This is a genomic window from Tepidimonas sp. HKU77 (assembly GCF_049728535.1).
Classification (GTDB): domain Bacteria; phylum Pseudomonadota; class Gammaproteobacteria; order Burkholderiales; family Burkholderiaceae_C; genus Tepidimonas.
In genome coordinates this window covers 2,418,401-2,438,583 of the sequence record NZ_CP187300.1, presented here as the reverse complement: position 1 = coordinate 2,438,583, position 20,183 = coordinate 2,418,401, and the positions used below count along the sequence as shown (strand labels likewise).

Below are 20,183 nucleotides of genomic sequence, written 5' to 3'. Positions count from 1 at the left end.
CAGCGTCTGCCATGTGGTGCAATTTGATTCACTACCATGTTTGGACGCCGCCGCCCCATCCACATCGGCCTGTCGGCCCGGATTTTTCATCCGGAGGCGGGCAGCACGGGGCTGCGCAGCAAGACACTGCAAGTGCGGGAACAATCGGTCGCACAGTGGGCCACCTCGCGCGACACGCTGGTCCAAATAGAGCGGCAACCCGGTACGCGACGCTTACGAACTGGAGCTCGTGCGCGAGTTTAGGGAGGCCGGCAAGCCCATTCTAAATTGTCGCGGTATGCAGCTCATCAAGGTGGCGTTTGGCGGCAGCCTGATCCAGGACATCCCCGCCCTCTTACCAGCGGCCATCGCCCACGAAACCCCGCACGACGACCGCCACCGCCACGAGGTGACACTGGCCGACAGCAGTTGGCTGCAACACTGGAATGGGGTACTGGCTGGCCGGCAGGTGGTGTGCTCGACCCGATGCCGATGCTGGACGCCTTATTGGCGGCCACCCGGCGCTAGGCTGCGAGAGAACGCCAGCAGCGTGTCAGGCAGCATTGACCTCGACCACCGGCTGGGGCTGCGCGACAGCCTGCGCGAGCCGCTCGGCCCATTGCTCGGCCAGCGCCGCATCGCGCGCTTCTACCATGATCCGCAACACGGGCTCGGTACCGCTGGCGCGTATCAGCACCCGCCCCTGCCCCTGCAGCGCCGCCTCTGCCTCGGCCTGCGCACGCTGCAGCGCGGGCTTCTGTTGCCAGCGTACGCCCGGCGCCAGGCGCACATTGCGCATGACCTGGGGGAACAGCGTCACCCCTTGCAGCAGCTCGGCCAACGAACACCCCTGACGCACACAGGCCTGCAGCACTTGTAACGCCGCGACGATCCCGTCCCCCGTCGTCTGGCGATCCAAGATGATGAGGTGTCCCGACCCCTCGCCACCGAGCAGCCAGTGGTGGCGGTGCAGCTCCTCCAGCACATAGCGGTCGCCAACCTTGGCGCGCACCAGGCGCACGCCCCGTGCCGCCAGCGCCTGCTCCACGGCCAGGTTGGTCATCAGCGTGCCCACCACGCCGGGCACCACTTCATCGCGCCCCAGGCGGTCATCGGCCAGCAGGTACAGCAGCTCGTCACCGTTGAACAGGCGACCGCTGGCGTCCACCATCTGCAGGCGATCCGCGTCCCCGTCCAGCGCAATGCCCAGATCGGCCTGATGCTCGCGCACGGCGCGCACCAGGGTTTGCGGGTGGGTGGCGCCCACACCGTCGTTGATGTTGCGGCCGTCGGGCTGGCAGCCAATGGGCACCACCTCGGCGCCGAGTTCGTGGAACACCGCGGGGGCGATTTGGTACGCGGCCCCGTGCGCGGCATCGACCACGATCTTGAGACCACGCAGGCTCGACTCGGGTGCAAAGGTGCTTTTGCAAAATTCGATATAGCGGCCTGCAGCATCGTTGAGCCGTCGCGCCCGACCCAGCGTGGCCGCGTCGGCCCACTGCGGCGGCTGGGCCAGCGCCGCCTCGACCTCGACCTCCCACGCATCCGGTAGCTTGGTACCCCGCGCACTGAAAAACTTGATGCCGTTGTCCGGGTACGGGTTGTGGCTAGCGCTGATGACCACACCGAGACTCGCGCGCTGTGCGCGCGTGAGGTAGGCCACCGCGGGCGTCGGCACCGGCCCCAGCAATACCACGTCCACCCCGGCCGACGCGAAGCCCGCCTCCATCGCCGACTCCAGCATATAGCCGGAGATACGGGTGTCCTTGCCAATCAGCACCGTGGGGCGGGGCTCGGTGCGCCTCAGCACTTGGCCCACGGCATGGGCCAGCCGCAGCGCGAAGTCGGGCGTGATGGGTGGCGTGCCCACGGTGCCGCGGATGCCATCGGTACCAAAGTATTGGCGTGTCATGCGTCCTCCCTATCGTTCAAGGCCATCCAGACCCGCAGGGCCTGCACCGTCGCGGCCACATCGTGCACGCGCACGATGCGCGCGCCGCGCTGCACCGCCAGCAGTGCCGCGGCCACACTGGCGGGCATGCGCTGTTGGGGATCGTCCACGCCCGTGATGCGCCCGAGCGTCGATTTGCGCGACCAGCCAGCCAGCAGCGGGTACCCCAACGTCAGCAATTCGTGCTGGCGCGCGAGCAAGTCGAGATTTTGCTCCACCGTTTTGCCAAAACCGATGCCGTAGTCCAGCACGATGCGCGCGGCTGCCACGCCGCGCGCCTGCAGCGCTTGCGCGCGCTGGGCCAAGAAATCGCGCACCTGGGTGACCGCGTCACCCTGCATCGGCTGCACCTGCATGTCCTGTGGCTGGCGGTGCATGTGCATCAACACCACGCCGCACGCCGGGTGTTGCGCAACCACCGCTTCGGCACTGCGCCCGTCTTCGCCCACGCGACGCAAGGCCCACACGTCGTTGACGATATCCGCGCCCTCGGCCAGGCAGGCGGCCATCACCTCGGGTTTATAGGTGTCGATACTGAGGGGCACGTTCCAGCGCACGGCTTCGCGCACCACGGGCAGCACCCGCGCCAGCTCTTCCTGCAGGGGCACCGGCTGCGCGCCGGGGCGCGTGGACTCCCCGCCGATGTCCAGGATGTCCGCCCCTTCGCGCAGCAGCGTTTCGGCATGGCGCAGCGCCGAGTCCACGCCGGCATGGGCACCACCGTCGGAAAACGAATCCGGCGTGACATTGACGATGCCCATCACGCGGGGATGCCGCAAATCGATGGCAAACCGACGGGTCTGCCAGATCGGGGGTGAATAGCGGTCGTGCGACGACATCCCGCTATTGTGCCGCGGAGCGGGAATCGGGATAGGGGCGGTCAGGATACCTGACCGGGCCCCTCCCACACCACCCGGCATGCGGGTCCGCACCGGGCGGTTCGAGAAGTTGAGGTCATGAGAGACGGGGAACGCCAAGTTTGTCGAAGTAGGCAATGGTCAGCACCCGGTTGAGCTCGCCCGCGCTATTCCGCCACCAGCAGCGGGAATTGCCTGCCACCCGCTTTGCCACGTGTTCGGACGCGCCTAGGTTGAGCAGTTCCCGGTAGATCGTGCTACCCCGCTTCCAGTGCTTGAGGTGGATCGCCCGTAGTCGGTGGCGCAGCCATTCGTCCAGCGATCGCCAGACGCCCGGTGTTTGCGCCAGCCCAAAGTAGGCTTTCCATCCCAACAGATAAGGTTTCAGTCGCTCAATGACCTCCGCCATGCTGCGTCCGCCTGAGCGCCGGGTCAGTTGCCTCACCCGCTGCTTGAACGTCGCCATCGGCTTGTCGGCCACCCTGCGCTTGACGCCCTCCTTGCCAAACCAGAAGCTGTAGCCCAAGAACTTCCTTCCCTTGACGCTGGCCACCGCACTCTTGGCTTCATTGATCTTGAGCCTCAGCTTGCCGTAACACTTGCGCAGCAGCGCCATGACCCGTTCGCCAGCTTTCCGACTACGGACATAGACGTTGCAGTCGTCGGCATAGCGCGCAAAGCAGTGGCCGTGCTTCTCCAGTACCTTATCCACTTCGTCCAGCATCACATTCGCCAGCAGCGGCGACAGCGGCCCACCTTGCGGCGTGCCTTGATACCGCTCAAACACTACGCCATCGCTCATGATGCCGCTGTTCAGGTACGCCCGTATCAGCCGAATGATTCCAGCATCGTCGATGCGTTTGCGTAGGCGGTCGATGAGGATGTCGTGGTTGACTCGATCAAAGAATTTCTCCAGATCGACATCAACCACGATCTTCCGTCCGGACTGGATGTAGCCCTGCGCCGCCAGTATCGCGTCGTGGGCTCGTCGGCCCGGCCGGAAGCCGTAGCTGTACTCGCTGAATGTCGGGTCAAGTAGCGGTTGCAGCACTTGCAGCAGTGCTTGCTGGATCAGCCGATCCGTGACCGTCGGAATGCCGAGCTCGCGCTCGCCACCGTCCGGCTTCGGGATCGTTACCCGTCGTACCGGACTGGGCCGGTACCTCCCCTGCAGCAGTTGTTCCCGAATCAATGGCCACGCCGTCACCAGATGGCGGGCGGTCTGGTCAATGTCCAGCCCATCCACGCCGGCTGCGCCTTTGTTGGCTTTGACTCTCTTCCATGCTCGCCGCAGGTTCTCTCTCGCCAGAACCGCTTGCAGCAGTCCCGGCCCTGTGCTCTCGGTGTCCCGTCGCGGGCCGGCCGCTTCGTCGCTGACAGGTTCCCGCCCGGCTTCACCGTGCGCTACCCCCGCCCGCTCTGCTTGCGCAGACTTCTGACGCCTTGCTTCCAGCATCGACATGGTCTCAAGCACTCCTTCTCGTTCGGCCCTTCGCTCACGACTGGCAGCTACTATGGCCTCTGCTGACTTCTCGCTCCGTGTCACCACGTCGCCCTTTCAGGCATAAGGCGAGATCTCCCCGGGTAAGAACGCACTCCTTCACTGCACAACCGCCGGATTTACGCCGCTTCGCCTTGATCACGAGAGCTTCGCGGATTCATGCCCGCTCGCCCTGCTCGGCAGCGCCTTCTATCCGGTTCTTGTCCATCGGCTCGCAGTTTCGCTCCACGCTTCCTCCCCACACTCGGTCGCCCTCATGCAGTTGCGCTTCGCTTCGTTCGCTGTGATCAACTTACGGTGGGACTTTCACCCACAAGAGTGCGCCCGTGCCGGGCGCACATAAAAAAGCCGGGGCAAGCCCCGGCTCTCGTCAACCCCAACGGGCAGCCATGCTCACGCCGCGCTGGGCGCCTGTGGCGTGGGGTCAGCCGCCTTCACCGGCTCGGCGGCGCCACCCGAGCCGCTACCGCCACCGGTATTGGGCGAACCCGGCGCCGCATCCTTCGGCGGGCGTGGCGGGCGGCCTGCCATGATGTCGTCGATCTGTTCGGCATCGATCGTCTCCCACTCCAACAGCGCCTTGGCCATCGCATGCATCTTGTCGGCGTTTTGCTCGATCAGGCGTCGCGCCAACGCGTACTGCTCGTCGATGATGCGCCGCACCTCTGCGTCGACCTGGCGCATGGTCTCTTCACTCATGTGGGTGGTCTTGGTAATCGACCGACCCAGGAAGACCTCGCCCTCGTTTTCGGCATACACCATGGGGCCGAGCTTTTCGGACATGCCGTAGCGCATCACCATGTCGCGCGCAATCTGGGTCGCGCGCTCGAAGTCGTTGCTGGCCCCGGTGGTCATCTGGTTCATGAACACTTCTTCCGCGATGCGGCCACCGAACAGCATGGCGATTTGGTTGAGCATGTACTCCTTGTCGTAGGAATAGCGGTCCTTCTCAGGCAGGCTCATCGTGACGCCTAGGGCGCGCCCGCGCGGGATGATGGTGACCTTGTGCACCGGATCGCACTTGGGCAGCAGCTTACCGATCAGCGCGTGGCCTGCCTCGTGGTAGGCGGTGTTGCGGCGCTCTTCCTCGGGCATCACCATGGACTTGCGCTCGGGCCCCATCAAGATCTTGTCCTTCGCGCGCTCGAAGTCCTGCATCTCCACCACGCGCGCGTTACGGCGCGCTGCCATCAACGCGGCTTCGTTGCACAGGTTGGCCAAGTCCGCGCCACTCATGCCCGGTGTGCCGCGGGCGATGACCTCCGGGCTGACATCCGGCCCCACCGGAATCTTGCGCATGTGGACCTTGAGAATCTGCTCGCGGCCCCGAATGTCGGGCAGCGTCACGTACACCTGGCGGTCGAATCGCCCCGGGCGCAGCAGCGCCGCGTCCAGGATGTCGGGCCGGTTGGTCGCCGCGATGACGATGACGCCCAGATTGGTCTCGAAGCCGTCCATCTCAACCAGCATCTGGTTGAGCGTCTGCTCGCGTTCGTCGTTGCCCCCGCCCAAGCCAGCACCGCGCTGGCGGCCCACGGCGTCGATTTCATCGATGAAGATGATGCAGGGCGCGTTCTTCTTGGCCTGCTCGAACATGTCGCGCACACGCGCCGCACCCACACCCACGAACATTTCGACGAAGTCAGAGCCCGAGATACTGAAAAACGGTACCTTGGCTTCGCCCGCGATGGCCTTGGCCAACAAGGTCTTACCCGTACCCGGCGGCCCCACCAGCAACAACCCACGCGGGATGCGCCCACCCAACTTTTGAAACTTCTGCGGATCCTTCAGGAAGTCGACGACCTCCTTGACTTCTTCCTTGGCTTCGTCGCAGCCTGCCACGTCGGCAAAGGTGACGGTGTTGGCGTTTTCGTCGAGCATGCGCGCCTTGCTCTTGCCGAAGCTGAAGGCACCACCGCGCCCGCCGCCTTGCATCTGGCGCATGAAGTAAATCCACACGCCGATGAGCAGCAGCATCGGCCCCCAACTCACGAGCAGGGTCATCAGCAGCGAGCCCTCTTCACGCGGTCGCACGTCGAACTTGACGTCGTTGGCGATGAGGTCGCCCACCAGTCCGCGGTCGAGGTAGGTGGCATTGGTGCGCACACGCCGGTCGTCCGTGGTGATGGCGATGATTTCGGTGCCGTTGGCGCCTTCTTGAATGGTGGCGCTCTTGATGCGCTGCGCCTTGACCTCGTTGAGAAAATCCGAGTACGCCATGTAGCCCGCACCGGCGGTGGCACGGCCGTCAAACTGCTTGAAGACCGTGAACAGCACCATGGCGATCACCATCCAGATCGCCACCTTGGAGAACCACTGGTTGTTGTTCAACGATAACTCCTCGATAAACTGGGTGGAGATGGGTTGACGACCGCCAACCATCGGCTGCATGCTCCACGCCGACCCCATTGTATGGCTTGTGCACACCCGCTCTGGCACGGAAAAGCGAAACCCTTTCAATCGTCGGGATAGCTCACCGCGTTGCGCGAGACGCCACGTCAACCGCTGCCTTTCAGACCCAGTCCCACCAAAAAGGTTTCCGCCGACTGAGGGCGCGACGCCTTGGGCTTGTGCACCTTGACGGCGCGGAAGTGCTCGCGAAACCGCCGCACGGCCGCGTCGTACGCACTGCCGTGAAACACCTTGGCCACGAGCGCGCCCGTGGGCTTGAGGTGCTGGACGGCGAATTCGACCGCGAGCTCGATCAGGTGCTCGATGCGCGCCGCATCCACACTCTCGACCCCGGACAGATTGGGTGCCATGTCCGACAGCACGACGTCCACGCGGTGCGCCGCTTCCGTGCCCAGCGCCTCGGCCAGCGCCGCCCGCAGCGCGGCCAGCGTCGCCTCCTCGCGAAAATCGCCCTGAATGAAGCGCACCCCGTCGATGGGTTCCATGGGCAGCAAGTCCAGCCCGACGATGACGCCACGCACCCGCGGCTGCCCATCGGGTCCTGCCACCGTGCCCAGGCGCCGACGCAGGTACTGACACCACGCGCCCGGCGCGCAACCCAGATCGACGATGCACTGGCCCGGTTGCACCAGGCCGTATGTCTCGTCGAGCTCCTTGAGTTTGTACGCGGCACGGGCACGATAGCCCTCCTTTTGGGCCAGGCGTACCCAGGGGTCGGTCACGTGCTGGTTCAGCCACGCCTTGTTGACCTTTTTGCTTTGTGTCTTGACTTTCATGTTCCCCCGACTATACGGCGCCATGCGGGATAATCCGTCCATGCCCCCGATCATTCTGACTCCCGCCCAGCGGGCCGCCTATCGCGGCCAAGCGCACCACCTCGAACCGGTCGTCATGATCGGCGCCGAGGGCCTGACCGATGCGGTCAAGGCCGAAGTGGACGCCGCCCTCAAGGCCCATGGCCTGATCAAGGTTCGCGTCCTCGGTGACGACCGCGCACAACGCGAAGTTTGGCTGCAACAACTGGCCGAGGAGCTGGGCGCCGCGCCGGTGCAGCACATCGGCAAGCTGCTCGTGCTCTGGCGCCCCATCCCGCCCAAAGCCAAGGCGCCGGACGAGGACCGCAAGCCCGGCCCGCGTGAGTTCAAAGTCGTCAAATACAGCAAGAAAGGCGGCCAGCGCCCCGAAATCAAAACCGTGCGCGTGCTGGGCAACCAGCGCCTGACGCCGGGGGGGCTCGTCAAAAAGGCCAAACGCCGCCAAAAGAGCGCCAAGAAGGCGGCCTCCGCCGCCCAGTAACCCGCCGCGCGGCCGGGCCAACCGAGGCCGTCTAGCGCCGCTGGCGCCCTTCACTGGCATTCTTGACCCCATGAACGATCGCACCGACCCTGCTCTGCTTGCCAACCCCCTGCTCGACGACGGTGGCACGCCGCGCTTCGACGCGGTGGCTCCCGAACACATCGCGCCCGCCATCGAGCATTTGCTGCAACAGGCCGAGACCGCCCTGGCCGCGGTGACGGCGGCCGAGTTCCCTGCCAACTGGCATGCACTGGCGCGCACGCTGGACGTCGCCACCGAACGGCTGGGCCGCGCCTGGGGCATGGTCAGCCACCTCAACGCCGTGGCCGATACGCCCGCGCTGCGCGAGGCATACAACGCCATGCTGCCGCGCGTGACGGAGTTCTGGACCCGACTGGGGGCGGATGAACGGCTGTACGCACGCTACAAGGCCATCGACCCCGCGTCGCTGGATGCCGCCCAGCGCCGCGCGCGCGAGTTGGCGCTGCGCGGCTTCGTGCTGGGCGGTGCCGAGCTCCAAGGCGAAGCGAAGGCGCGCTTTGCCGCCATCCAGGAGCGCCAGGCGGAGCTCGCGCAAAAATTCAGCGAAAACGCCCTCGATGCCACCGACGCCTATGTGGAATACGTGGACACGGCCGAGCTCGACGGCGTACCGCCCGACGTGCTGGCCGCCACGCGCCAAGCCGCCGAGGCCGAAGGGCGCAGCGGCCACCGCCTGGGGTTGAAGTTGCCGGTGTATCTGCCGGTGCTGCAATTTGCCCACCACCGCGCCCTGCGCGAGCGCCTCTACCGCGCCTACGGCACGCGTGCCAGCGACCAGGCAGAGGGCGACTTGCGCCGCTTCGACAACGGCCCCATCCTGCGCGAATTGCTTGCGCTGCGCGCCGAAGAGGCGCGGCTGCTGGGCTACCCCAGCTTTGCCCACCTGTCGCTCGTGCCCAAGATGGCCGAGTCGCCGCAGCAAGTGATCGATTTCCTGCGCGACCTGGCGCGCCGCGCCCGGCCCTACGCCGAACGCGACGTGGCCGACATGCGCGCCTTCGCGCGCGAACATCTGGGACTGGATGATCCGCAGGCCTGGGACTGGCCCTACATCGCCGAGCGACTGCGGCAAGCGCGCTACGCCTACAGCGAACAGGACGTCAAGCCCTACTTCCCGCTACCGCGCGTGTTGCAAGGGCTGTTCGCCATCGTCGAGACGCTGTTCGAGGTGCGCATCCGCCCCGACGAAGCCCCCGTGTGGCACCCAAGTGTGCGGTTTTTCCGCATCGAACGCGACGGGCAGCTGCTCGGGCAGTTTTACCTGGACCCGGCCGCGCGCGCCGGCAAGCGTGGGGGCGCCTGGATGGACGACGCGCGCAGCCGCTGGCGGCGCCCGGACGATGGCCGCCTGCAAACGCCGCTGGCGCACCTGGTGTGCAACTTTGCCGACGGGGTGGACGGCAAGCCCGCGCTGCTCACGCACGATGACGTCATCACGCTGTTCCACGAGTTTGGCCACGGCTTGCACCACCTGCTGACGCAGGTGGACGAACACGATGTGGCGGGCATCAGCGGCGTGGAATGGGACGCGGTGGAACTGCCCAGCCAGTTCATGGAAAACTTCTGCTGGGAGTGGGAGGTGCTGCAAGGCATGACCGCCCACGTCGATACCGGCGAGCCCTTGCCGCGTGCGCTGTTCGACAAAATGCGCGCCGCCCGCAATTTTCAAAGCGGCCTGCAGACGCTGCGCCAGGTCGAATATGCGCTGTTCGACATGCGGCTGCACCTGGAGGGAGCGCCCGACGGCGATGTCATGGCCCTGCTGCAGCAGGTGCGTGACGAGGTCGCGGTGTTGCAGCCACCGGCCTGGCACCGCATGCCGCACACCTTCAGTCACATTTTCGCGGGCGGCTACGCGGCCGGCTACTACAGCTACAAGTGGGCCGAGGTACTCAGCGCCGACGCCTACGCGGCGTTCGAAGAAGCCGCGGTGCAGCGCGGCTCGGTACTGGACCCGGAAGTCGGGCAGCGCCTGCGGCGAGAAATCTTGGAAGTGGGCGGCAGCCGCCCCGCACTCGAGTCGTTTCGTGCCTTTCGCGGGCGCGACCCACAAATCGACGCCCTGTTGCGGCACCAGGGTATGGCGTAGCGGCGGGTTCAGCCCTCGAAGGCGATGGTGCGCACGCCCTCGGGCGTGCCGAGCAGACACACGTGCGCGCGTTGGTGGGCAAAGACCCCCACCGTCACCACACCCGGCCAGTTGTTCACCATCGACTCGAACGCGAGCGGGTCATCGATCGTGAGGCCGTGCACGTCCAGGATGTGCTGGCCGTTGTCGGTGACCAGCGGTTGCCCATCCTTCAAGCGCAGACGCGCTTGCCCGCCCAGCGCGGCAAACTGGCGCATCAGCCGCTGTGTGGCCATCGGGATCACCTCCACCGGCAACGGAAAACGCCCCAGCGTGGACACCCACTTGGACTGATCCGCGATACACACGAAGCGCCGGGCCTGGGCGGCCACGATTTTTTCGCGCGTCAGCGCCGCCCCCCCGCCTTTGATCATGTAGCCGCGCGGGTCGATCTCGTCCGCACCGTCGATGTAGACCGACAGCGTCTCGACCTCGTTGGCGTCGAATACCGGCACACCGATCGCGCGCAACCGCTGCGTCGTGGCCACGGAGCTCGAGACCGCCCCAGGGATACGGTCGCGCACGGTGGCCAGCGCGTCGATGAAACAGTTGACCGTCGATCCGGTACCCACGCCGATGATTTGGCCCGGCTCCACATACGCCAAGGCGGCTTGACCGACCAAGGCCTTGAGGGCGTCTGGGCTCATGGGGGCGGTAGGGGCATCGTGGGGCATGAGTGAGTATCCTCGATAAACGGGTGGGCGGGAGTGCGACAATTATCCGATGACTTGGCTGCCTTACGCCCCGCTGCGCGCGCTGCTCTTCGGCCTGGACGCCGAAGCCGCGCACGATCTAACCCTGCACACGCTGGAGCGCCTGCAACACACCCCGCTGCGCGCGCTGTTTGCCCAGCCGCGCATCGACGACCCGGTGGAACTGGCAGGTCTGCGCTTTCCCAACCGCGTAGGGTTGGCCGCCGGCCTGGACAAAAACGCGCGCTGCATCGATGCCTGGGCCGCCATGGGTTTTGGTTTCGTCGAAGTGGGCACGGTCACCCCGCTGGCCCAGCCCGGTAACCCCAAACCGCGGCTGTTCCGGCTGCCGCAGGCGCACGCCCTCATCAACCGCTTTGGCTTCAACAACGAAGGCCTGGCCGCCTTCGTCGAGCACGTGCAGCGCGCGCGCGTGCGGCAAACGGGCTCGCCAGCGCTGGTACTCGGGCTCAACATCGGCAAAAACGCCAGTACCCCGATCGAGCGCGCCACCGACGACTACCTGCGGGGCCTGGAAGGCGTGTACCCCCACGCCGACTACGTCACCGTCAACATCTCCAGCCCCAACACACAAAACCTACGCCAGCTGCAAAGCGACAGCGCGCTGGAGGGCCTGCTGGCCGCGCTCGCGCAGCGGCGTCAGGCACTGGCCGATCAACACGGCTGCTGGCGCCCACTGTTCATCAAGATCGCCCCAGACTTGGATGAGGTGCAAATCGGCATGATCGCCGACGCGCTCGTGCGCCACGGCATGGACGGTGTGATTGCCACCAACACCACGCTGGCGCGTGACGCCGTGCAGGGCCTGCCCCACGCCGATGAGGCGGGTGGCCTGTCGGGCCGTCCCGTGGCCAAGGCCAGCAACCGGGTCATCGTGGCGCTGCGCCAGCGGCTGGGGCCGGGCTACCCCATCATCGGTGTGGGCGGCGTGATGGACGCCGACGACGCGCTGGCCAAGCGGCAAGCGGGGGCCGATCTGGTGCAGCTCTACACCGGGCTGATTTACCACGGCCCGGGCTTGGTGCCCCAGGTGGCGCGCGCCCTGCGCGATGCGGCCATGGGCTGATCACACGCGCTGCGCGGCGGGAGATACCAGCACGTCACACGAGGCCTCGGCCACCACGTGCTTGGTCACGCTGCCCAGCAGCAATTCTTCCGCCACACCCTGGCCGTGCTTGCCCAGTGCCACCAAGTCGCACCCCCATTCCTGGGCGCTGCGCACGACGGCCGGCGCGGCGTCACTTTCGTACAAATGCACACGGTAGCGGCTGGGCGACCATCCCTGCTCGTGTGCCAAGGCCAGCAGCCGGGCATGGGCTTGGGCGCGAGTGCGCTCGCGGTAGTGGGCGATGGTGTCGTCGTCCACCCCGGCAAACCGCAGCTTCTCTTCGAACGGCACCGTGTAGACGTGCAGCAACTCGACCAACGCGTGGGGCGCCATCGTATCCACCAGCGCCAGCGTCGGGGCCGACCAGGGTGAAAAATCCACCGGCACCAGCGCCGGCCCCAGCGCATCGCCCAGCGTCGACATCTCCAGCTCGGCCCCCAGGTGGATGAAAAAGAACAACAGCAAAAAGTCGCGAATCCCGGACAAGCGCGCATGGATGGCCTCGCGGTACGGGGTGTTGGCGAGGGTAAACCCGGCCACGAAGGCCCCAGCCTCCATCGAAAACCCGGCCCAGGCCCCCAGTGCCGCCAAGCCCAGACCCCAGGCCATGGCAAACACCAGCAGCAACTCTTGCGAGCGCGCCATGGCCGTGACCAGGCGCGGCAGCACCCAGCGCATCACCGCCGCGACCAGCACCACGGCCAGCGCCAATCGCGCCACCAACGACAGCGCCACCACCCAGCCCTCGGGCGCGGCCTGCCCCTCTGGCACGCGCAGCGCGCTCATCGCCATCATCGCCAGCACGACGGCGATGTCCTGCACGATCAAAAACCCGACGGCGATCCGCCCGTGCAGGGAGTCGAGCTCGCGCTTGTCGGTCAGCAGCTTGACGATGATGATGGTGCTGGAAAACGTCAGCGCCACGCTGACGTAGAGCGCGGTCATGAGGTTCTGCCCCAGCAGCAGGATGAGCACGAAACCACCTGCGATGGTAAAGCCCAGTTGCCCCAACCCCGTGGCCAGCGCCACCGGACCGATGTGGCGCACGTGCTACAAGTCGAGCTTCAAGCCGACGATGAAGAGCAGCACCGTCACACCGATCTGGGCCAGCAGCGCGACTTGGTCGTGCGCCTTGACCAACCCCAAGCCCGCCGGACCCAGCGCGATGCCGCTCACGATGTAGGCGATGAGCACCGGCTGGCGCAGCCGCACGAACAGCGCGCCCAACCCTGCCGCGAGCAGCAGGAGGGCGAACTCAGCAAACGGCGTCAAAGTCATGGTGGGGGGGAACCGGTCGTGCGGCGATGGTTCCCTGCGGTCGTCGCCACGCTCATGTCGGCGTGTCCAGGGCCCTGGCGACGGCTTCACCGATCGCCAACGCGCTCGTCAATCCGGGCGACTCGATCCCCAACAAGTGCACCAGCCCAGCCCAGCCATGCTGGGCCGGCGCCTCGAGCCGAAAATCCGGCGCGGGGGTATCCGGCCCGTGGATTTTAGGCCGCACCCCGCTGTAGGCGGGCCGCAAGGCCCCATCGGGCAACCCTGGCCAGTAGCGCCGAATCGCCGCCTCGAACGCGGGGGCACGGGCAGCGTCCACCGTGTAGTCCAGCGTCTCGGGTCGCGTGCCCTCGGGCAGCCATTCGAGATCGGGGCCGAAGCGGGCCTGTCCGCCCAGATCCAGCGTCAGATGCACCCCCAGCCAGGCATCCTGCGGCGCGGGATAGACCAAGGCGTCGCACGGTGGGCGCCCCGCCAGCGCAAAGTAGCTACCCTTGGCATAGCGCGGCACGGGCCAACGCTCGGGCGGCGGGCCCCACACGGCGCGCGCCACGTCGCAGGCCCACAGTCCGGCGGCATTGACCAACACGTCCGCCTGCACCGCGAAGCGCTCGCCATCCAACGTCCTGCCCCGCACCGCCCAGCCGCCCTGGGCCTGCGGGCCCAGCGGTTCCGCCGCCTCGAAGACCGATCCCAGCGCCACACTGCCGCCCGCGTCGTGCAAGTCTCCCTGCAGTGCCAGCATGAGCCCGTGGCTGTCGATGATGCCGGTCGTTGGCGACCACAGCGCGGCCACACCGTGCAGCGCGGGCACACGAGCGCGCAGCGCCGCACGGTCGACCCACTGTGCGGGCACCCCATTGGCCTGGGCTCGTTGCAGCAGCCTCTCCAGTGCCGGGATCTGCGTGTCGTCGGTGGCAACCACCCACTTGCCACAGCGGCGGTGCGCCACGCCGTGGCGCTGCGCATATTCGAAGAGCAACGGTTTGCCCCGCACGCACCAGCGGGCTTTGCGCGACCCTGGGGGATAGTACAGACCGGCGTGAATGACCTCGCTGCTGCGCGAGCTCACGCCGGTACCGATGGCCGTGGCACGCTCCAGCACCACCACCTCGCGACCAGCCTGGGCCAGCGCCCGCGCCACCGCCAGGCCCACCACGCCGGCCCCGATGACGATGGCACCCACGCGCTCCATGGCCACCCTAACGCGAGCGCACCCACCACCCGCCCATGGCCAGCACCAGCGCCATGGCGACGAAATTCACGAACGACCAGTTGGCGATCGTCAGCCCCAGAAAAGTCCAATCCACCGCCGAGCAGTCACCGCTGCCGCGAAAGATCATGGGGATCGCGCGGCGCAGTGGAAACGCTTCGATCATGCCGTAGAAATCCCGCCCGCAGGTCTGGATCTCGGGCGGGAACCACTGCAGCCACGACTGGCGCGCCGCCACGAACGCCCCAAACACCGCCAGCCCCGCCGCCGCCCACATCCCGCCGAGACGGCCACGTAGACCAGGCCATGCCGCGGCCATCCCGGCCAGCAGCGCCACCCCCACCAGGGCATAGCGTTGCACGATGCACATCGGACAGGGCTCCAGCCCCACCCCGTGCTGCAAGTACAGGCCAAAGGCCAACAAACCCACCGCCCACAGCGCCACCAGCGCCGGGCAGGCCCGGGGGTGCGCCCGCACCCAGGTGCGCAGTCGTTCGGCAGAAAAATCAGTTGGCATCGGCAAAGGCGCGTTCGATCACGAATTGCCCCGGCGTGCTCGTGTTGCCCTCGACGAAGCCGTAGCGCTCGCACATCGCCTTGAGGTCACGCAGCATCGCGGGACTGCCACAGATCATGACGCGGTCCGTCTCGGGGTTGAGCGGGGGCAAGCCTAGCTCGCGCGCCATCTGACCGCTTTCCACCAATTGCGGAATGCGGCCTTGGCGCTCGAACGGCTCGCGCGTCACGGTGGGATAGTAGCGCAGCTGCGCACGCACCATCTCGCCCAGGAACTCGTGCTGCGGCAGCTCGTGCGTGATGTAGTCGCGGTACGCCAGCTCGGCCACCAGGCGCACGCCATGCACCAGCACCACCTGCTCGAAACGTTCGTAGGTGGCCGGGTCGCGGATGATGCTCATGAACGGCGCGAGCCCCGTGCCCGTGCCGAACAGGTACAGGTGTTTGCCCGGCAGCAGATAGTCGATGACCAGCGTGCCGGTGGGCTTGTGCCCCACGATGATCGAGTCGCCGGGCTGGATGTGCTGCAGGCGACTGGTCAACGGCCCATCGGGCACCTTGATGCTGAGAAACTCTAGGTGCTCTTCATAGTTGGCCGACACGATGCTGTAAGCGCGCAGCAGCGGCTTGCCATTTTCCAGCCGCAGACCGATCATGGTGAACTGGCCGTTGAGAAAGCGCAGCCCCGCATTGCGCGTGGTGGTGAAGCTAAACAGCCGATCGGTCCAGTGATGGACGGTCAAAACACGTTCGTCGTCGAATGCACTCATGATGGAAGGGAGTCGAAAAAGATACGGGCGAGGGTAACGGCGATCCGGGCCTGCGGGGTTGACCTGTCTCAACCCTGACCACGCTGGGGCAGCACGACTGCGCTACAGTCTCGGGGTCGCTGGTCGCCGATGGCGAACACCAGACCATACGCCGATCGTAACAAAGCCGTTATACCGTTGCCCCGACGCCGTTATGACGGCATGGCATGAAGCACACATTCGCACAGGAGCATCACCCATGGCACGCACCGTTCGCTGTATCAAACTCGGCATCGAAGCCGAAGGACTGGACTTTCCCCCCTACCCTGGCGAGTTGGGCAAGCGCATCTACGACAATGTCAGCAAACAGGCGTGGCAAGACTGGCTGCGGCACCAAACCATGCTGGTCAACGAAAACCGCTTGAACCTCGCCGACGCCCGCGCGCGCCAGTACCTGGCGCGGCAGATGGAAAAACATTTTTTCGGCGAGGGCGCCGACGTCGCGGCCGGTTACGTGCCACCCACGCAGGGGTGACATGGGTGACGCCGTGGTCGAGTGGCTGCCGGACGGCACGCCACGCAGCCCGCGCTTTGGCGACATCTACCGCAGCCGCGGCGCCGACGGCCACGGCGGTTGGGCGCAGGCGCAACACGTGTTTTTGGGCGGCTGCGGCCTGTGGCCGCCGGGGCCTGATGCGGTGTGGCGCGGCCAACCCCGCTGGCATGTGCTGGAAAACGGCTTCGGCCTGGGACTGAACTTTCTGGCTACCTGGCGTGCCTGGCGCGACGACCCCGACGCGCCTGAGACGCTGTTCTACACCGCCACCGAGGCCCATCCGGTCAGTGCCGACGACCTGCGCCGCAGCGCCGCACCGTTTGCGCCCTTGCAGGCACTGGCGCAGTCACTGGCCAAGCGCTGGGTGGGGCTGCTGCCCGGCGTGCACCGTTGGGCGTGGCAAGCGACCGACGCCACCGGCCGTGTGCGCCACCTGCGGCTGACGCTGTGCGTGGGCGACGCACAGCGCTGGCTGCCCACGCTCGACGTGCCCGTGGACAGCGTGTTCCTCGATGGCTTCGACCCCGCCGCCAACCCCGACATGTGGTCGCCGCCCCTGATGCGCGCGGTCGCGCGCCTGTGCCGCCCCGGCACCCGGCTGGCCACCTGGACGGTGGCGCGCTCGGTGCGCGAGGCGCTGACGCAAGCGGGGTTCCAGGTTGAAAAAGCCCCGGGCTTGCCGCCCAAGCGGCATTGCCTGCGCGCGCGCTGGGCCCCCGCGTGGACCCCGCGCACGTCGCTGCGCCACGCCCCCAACACCCCGGACAATCTTGGCCCGAACGGCCGGCACGCGCTGGTCATCGGGGCCGGACTGGCCGGGTCCGCCGCGGCCTGGAGTCTGGCGCAACGGGGTTGGCGGGTGACGGTGTTGGACCAGGCCGACACGCCCGCCGCAGGGGCATCTGGCCTGCCCGTGGGCTTGGTCGCCCCGCACGTCTCGCCCGACGATGCCCCGCTGTCGCGGCTGACGCGCGCCGGGCTGGCCTGCACGCTGGAGCGCGCACAGCTGCTGCTCACACCCGGCATCGATGGGGCGGCCAGTGGCGTGCTGGAACACCGCGTGGAAGGCAAACACGCCCTGCCCGCGCCGGACGACTGGACCGAGCAGCGCGCCGCGTGGAGCCAGGCCGCCACCCCCGAATCGATCGTCGCGGTTGGACTGCCCCCTGAAACGCCCGCGCTGTGGCACCCGCGTGCGGCCTGGCTGCGGCCCGCGCGGCTGGTGGCGGCGCAGTTGGCACACCCGCGCATCCGCTTCGTCGGCGGGGCCGCCGTGGCGCACTTGCGGCGGCAAGCGGGCGGGCACGGTTGGAGTGCCCATGACGCCACAGGGGCGCTGCTCGCGCAAGGCGATATCGTGGTGGTGTGCGCGGGCTTCGACTCACTGGCGCTGCTGGCGGCCGAGGGTCGCGCCCCGCTGCCGCTGCACGCACTGCGTGGGCAGGTGGCGTGGGGCCCGATGGAGGCCCTGCCGCCCGACGTGGCCGCGGCGCTACCGCCCCACCCCGTCAATGGGCATGGCTCACTTATCGCGGGCGTGCCGGGTCCAGACGGCCGCCCCGTCTGGTGCATGGGCTCGACCTTCGTTCGTGGCAGCACCGGCCGCACGATCCGCGCGGACGATCATGCCGCCAATTGGGACAAGCTGCGCCGCTTGCTACCCCGTGCGGCGGCGGCGCTGTCGCCGTTGTGGTCCCAGGCGCAGGCCTGGGCAGGCGTGCGCTGTACGCTGCCGGATCGCTTCCCGGCGGTGGGGGCCGTGAACCCCGAGACCCTGCCGGGCTTGCACGTCATCACCGGGCTGGGCGCGCGCGGTCTGACGTTGTCCGCGCTGTGTGGCGAAGTGCTCGCCGCGGGCCTGCATGGCGAACCGTGGCCGCTGGAGCCCGCATTGGCGCGCGCCTTGCTGGCCCAGCGCTTCGCCACGCGGGGCGCACCCGCGTCGGCCGCCGATTCTGGCCGCTACTCTCAATCGCCGTAGCGCACCATCACGTATTGGCCCGGCGCGGGGCCCAGCCCCCGGTGCACGGGCGGGGTCCGCGCCGGCACCTCGCCGCTGGAGTGGCGGCGCAGCCAGTCGCCCCACGTCGGCCACCAACTGCCTTCGACGCGCGGGGCCACGGCCAGCCACTCGTCGGGCGTGCGCCACGGTTCGTCCAGCGGCGTCGTGCGCACATGGTGGTAACGCCCCCGGTGTCCGGGCTCGGACACGATCCCGGCGTTGTGCCCGCCATTGGTCAGGGCAAACGTCACTTCGGCCGACACCAAATGATGGATCTTGTACACCGAGCGCCACGGCGCGACGTGGTCCTTGATGGTGCCGACGGCAAACACCGGCACCCGGATGTCGCGCAGCGAAATCGGCTGCCCCTCGAACCGAAAACGCCCCTCGGCCAGATCGTTGTTCAGGTAGCAGCTGCGCAGGTACTGGCTGTGCATGACCGCGGGCAGGCGCGTCACATCGGCATTCCACGCCATCAGGTCGTTGGCGATCTCGTCCTCGCCGAGCAGCCAGCGCCGGGTTTGACTCGACCACACCAGCTCCCGCGAGTGCAAAAACTGAAACGATCCCGCCATCTGCTGCCCCGTGAGAAAGCCGCGCGCGGCCATCATGTCCTCCAGCAGCCGCACCTGCGCCTCGTCGATCAGGATGCCCAACTCGCCCGGTTCTTTGAAGTCGGTCTCGGCCGCGAGCAGCGTCAGGCTTGCCAGCGGGTGCGCGGGCGCCGCCAGCGGCTGGCAGCCCAGCGTGGCATCGCCGCCCCCCAGGGCCGCGGCGGCGATGGCCGCAAACGTGCCGCCCAGGCAGTAGCCCATCAGATGCACCGGTGCCGCCGTTGCGCAATGCACATGATCGAGCGCGGCCAGCACCCCATCGCGCACATAGTCGTCCATGCCCAGCAAGGCGTCGCTTTCGTCGGGGTTTTTCCACGACACGATGTAGACCGTGTGCCCCTGCCCCACCAGCCAGCGCACCAGCGAATTGTGCGGCGACAAGTCCAGGATGTAGTACTTCATGATGCACGAGGGGATGACGAGCACCGCCTCGCGCTGCACGGTCGGGGTCGTCGGCGCGTACTGGATCAGCTCGATGAGCGCATTGCGCAGCACCACCTGTCCCGGCGTCGTGGCCAGCCCGCGGCCCGGCACCGCATCCGGCCCAAAGCGTTGCGGCGGCGGCTGCAGCCCCAGGCGGGCACTCACATCCTGCAGCGCCTGCCCCCAACCTTTCCACAGCGACTGTCCGCCCGTCTCCCACGCCCGCTGCAGTGCCTGCGGGTTGGTCCACAACACGTTGCTGGGCGCCCACAGGTCCAGCCACTGCCGGCCATAGAAGCGCATCTGCTCCCGGCTGTGCGCGCGCATCCCGCGCAGCGCGGCGGCCTGCTCCCACCAGGCTTCGGTCGCCTTGCCTGCGGTCGCGAGCGTCCGCCATGGCCATTGGCGCCACGCGGGGTGGGTGTAGCGCGGGTCTTCCTGCAACGCGGCCTCGAAGGGCAGCGTCGGGGTGGGCTCGTTCGAGTCTCCGCCCGGCGCACCGGGGCCCGGCGGCACGACCGCCGTGCGGGCGGCAGCCAGCACGGCGTCCTGCCACCAGTTCTGCCCCTGCGCGAGCGCCTGCCGCCACAGGCGCATTTGCGAACCGGGCGCGCTCCACAGGTGCAAGGCCCAATCGGTCGCGGCCAACGCCAGCGAAACGGGCGACAACCCACTGTAGAGCTGTGCCAGCACCACCGACGCCTGCTGGTCTAGGGTGTCGGCGGCGTCGCCGCGGCGGCGATGGAGGGATGGATCGCTGGGAGAGGATGGATTCATGAGGTAAGGCCTGTCAGATGGGCACGAGCGAGGAGCAAGGCATCGCCCGCGCTGGACCGCACACG

At 67.5% G+C, this 20,183-nt stretch carries 16 protein-coding genes and 2 pseudogenes; 6 read left to right on the top strand and 12 right to left on the bottom strand.

Annotation, left to right across the window (positions count from 1 at the left end; translation table 11 throughout):
• Nucleotides 1–229: 229 nt before the first annotated feature.
• Nucleotides 230–370 (top strand): annotated as a pseudogene (locus ACPP3B_RS11755) (gamma-glutamyl-gamma-aminobutyrate hydrolase family protein); the annotation flags it as partial.
• A gap of 162 nt (nucleotides 371–532) precedes the next feature.
• On the opposite strand, the gene glmM reads toward ACPP3B_RS11755, so the two are convergent.
• The 5 genes from glmM to ACPP3B_RS11730 form a co-directional block, all read right to left on the bottom strand.
• Entirely contained in the window at nucleotides 533–1,894 is a 1,362-nt protein-coding gene (glmM, locus tag ACPP3B_RS11750; RefSeq protein WP_424859097.1) for a phosphoglucosamine mutase, read from the bottom strand.
• On the bottom strand, nucleotides 1,891–2,772 hold the full coding sequence (gene folP / locus ACPP3B_RS11745; protein ID WP_424859096.1) for a dihydropteroate synthase: 882 nt from the start codon (nucleotides 2,770–2,772) through the stop codon (nucleotides 1,891–1,893). Before folP ends, glmM begins: the two co-directional genes overlap by 4 nt.
• Before the next feature lie 115 nt (nucleotides 2,773–2,887).
• Nucleotides 2,888–4,252, bottom strand: coding sequence for a group II intron reverse transcriptase/maturase (gene ltrA / locus ACPP3B_RS11740; protein ID WP_424858785.1), 1,365 nt, complete (start codon nucleotides 4,250–4,252; stop codon nucleotides 2,888–2,890).
• A gap of 432 nt (nucleotides 4,253–4,684) precedes the next feature.
• Entirely contained in the window at nucleotides 4,685–6,583 is a 1,899-nt protein-coding gene (gene ftsH / locus ACPP3B_RS11735) for an ATP-dependent zinc metalloprotease FtsH (RefSeq protein WP_424860190.1), read from the bottom strand.
• A gap of 206 nt (nucleotides 6,584–6,789) precedes the next feature.
• Nucleotides 6,790–7,479, bottom strand: coding sequence for an RlmE family RNA methyltransferase (locus tag ACPP3B_RS11730; RefSeq protein WP_424859095.1), 690 nt, complete (start codon nucleotides 7,477–7,479; stop codon nucleotides 6,790–6,792).
• Between the two features lie 40 nt (nucleotides 7,480–7,519).
• Between ACPP3B_RS11730 and ACPP3B_RS11725 the strand changes: the two genes are divergently transcribed.
• Nucleotides 7,520–7,999: a YhbY family RNA-binding protein gene (locus tag ACPP3B_RS11725; RefSeq protein WP_424859094.1), complete on the top strand. Its 480-nt coding sequence runs from the start codon at nucleotides 7,520–7,522 to the stop codon at nucleotides 7,997–7,999.
• A gap of 70 nt (nucleotides 8,000–8,069) precedes the next feature.
• Nucleotides 8,070–10,130, top strand: a complete 2,061-nt coding sequence (locus tag ACPP3B_RS11720) for a M3 family metallopeptidase (RefSeq protein ID WP_424859093.1) — start codon at nucleotides 8,070–8,072, stop codon at nucleotides 10,128–10,130.
• An 8-nt stretch (nucleotides 10,131–10,138) separates the two neighbouring features.
• On the opposite strand, the gene rpiA is transcribed toward ACPP3B_RS11720, so the two are convergent.
• Nucleotides 10,139–10,843 carry a ribose-5-phosphate isomerase RpiA gene (gene rpiA / locus ACPP3B_RS11715; protein WP_424859092.1) on the bottom strand — a complete coding sequence of 235 codons (705 nt, stop codon included), beginning with the start codon at nucleotides 10,841–10,843 and terminating at the stop codon, nucleotides 10,139–10,141.
• Nucleotides 10,844–10,892: 49 nt separating this feature from the next.
• Here rpiA and ACPP3B_RS11710 point away from each other — a divergent pair, with 49 nt between their 5' ends.
• Nucleotides 10,893–11,948 carry a quinone-dependent dihydroorotate dehydrogenase gene (locus tag ACPP3B_RS11710; RefSeq protein WP_424859091.1) on the top strand — a complete coding sequence of 352 codons (1,056 nt, stop codon included), beginning with the start codon at nucleotides 10,893–10,895 and terminating at the stop codon, nucleotides 11,946–11,948.
• Here the strand turns inward: ACPP3B_RS11710 and ACPP3B_RS11705 are convergent, their stop codons facing one another.
• The 5 genes and pseudogenes from ACPP3B_RS11705 to ACPP3B_RS11685 all read right to left on the bottom strand — a co-directional run bounded on the left by ACPP3B_RS11705 (nucleotide 11,949) and on the right by ACPP3B_RS11685 (nucleotide 15,767).
• Nucleotides 11,949–12,413, bottom strand: coding sequence for a universal stress protein (locus tag ACPP3B_RS11705; protein ID WP_424860189.1), 465 nt, complete (start codon nucleotides 12,411–12,413; stop codon nucleotides 11,949–11,951). It lies immediately after the preceding gene.
• Nucleotides 12,411–13,268: pseudogene (locus tag ACPP3B_RS11700) on the bottom strand (cation:proton antiporter); the annotation flags it as partial. The gene ACPP3B_RS11705 and the pseudogene ACPP3B_RS11700, both read right to left, overlap by 3 nt.
• Before the next feature lie 52 nt (nucleotides 13,269–13,320).
• Entirely contained in the window at nucleotides 13,321–14,463 is a 1,143-nt protein-coding gene (locus tag ACPP3B_RS11695) for an NAD(P)/FAD-dependent oxidoreductase (protein WP_424859090.1), read from the bottom strand.
• A gap of 7 nt (nucleotides 14,464–14,470) precedes the next feature.
• Nucleotides 14,471–14,998 (bottom strand): disulfide bond formation protein B, encoded by a 528-nt coding sequence (locus ACPP3B_RS11690; RefSeq protein WP_424859089.1) that lies wholly within the window; start codon nucleotides 14,996–14,998, stop codon nucleotides 14,471–14,473.
• Nucleotides 14,988–15,767, bottom strand: a complete 780-nt coding sequence (locus ACPP3B_RS11685; protein ID WP_424859088.1) for a ferredoxin--NADP reductase — start codon at nucleotides 15,765–15,767, stop codon at nucleotides 14,988–14,990. The genes ACPP3B_RS11690 and ACPP3B_RS11685 overlap by 11 nt, the downstream gene beginning before the upstream one ends.
• A gap of 238 nt (nucleotides 15,768–16,005) precedes the next feature.
• Between ACPP3B_RS11685 and ACPP3B_RS11680 the strand changes: the two genes are divergently transcribed.
• Both ACPP3B_RS11680 and mnmC read left to right on the top strand, forming a co-directional pair.
• Nucleotides 16,006–16,281: an oxidative damage protection protein gene (locus tag ACPP3B_RS11680; RefSeq protein ID WP_299019242.1), complete on the top strand. Its 276-nt coding sequence runs from the start codon at nucleotides 16,006–16,008 to the stop codon at nucleotides 16,279–16,281.
• Nucleotide 16,282: 1 nt separating this feature from the next.
• Nucleotides 16,283–18,283: an FAD-dependent 5-carboxymethylaminomethyl-2-thiouridine(34) oxidoreductase MnmC gene (gene mnmC, locus ACPP3B_RS11675; protein WP_424859087.1), complete on the top strand. Its 2,001-nt coding sequence runs from the start codon at nucleotides 16,283–16,285 to the stop codon at nucleotides 18,281–18,283.
• Here the strand turns inward: mnmC and ACPP3B_RS11670 are convergent.
• Entirely contained in the window at nucleotides 18,271–20,118 is a 1,848-nt protein-coding gene (locus ACPP3B_RS11670) for a PHA/PHB synthase family protein (RefSeq protein WP_424859086.1), read from the bottom strand. The two genes, mnmC and ACPP3B_RS11670, sit on opposite strands and share 13 nt — an antisense overlap.
• Between the last annotated feature and the right edge of the window lie 65 nt (nucleotides 20,119–20,183).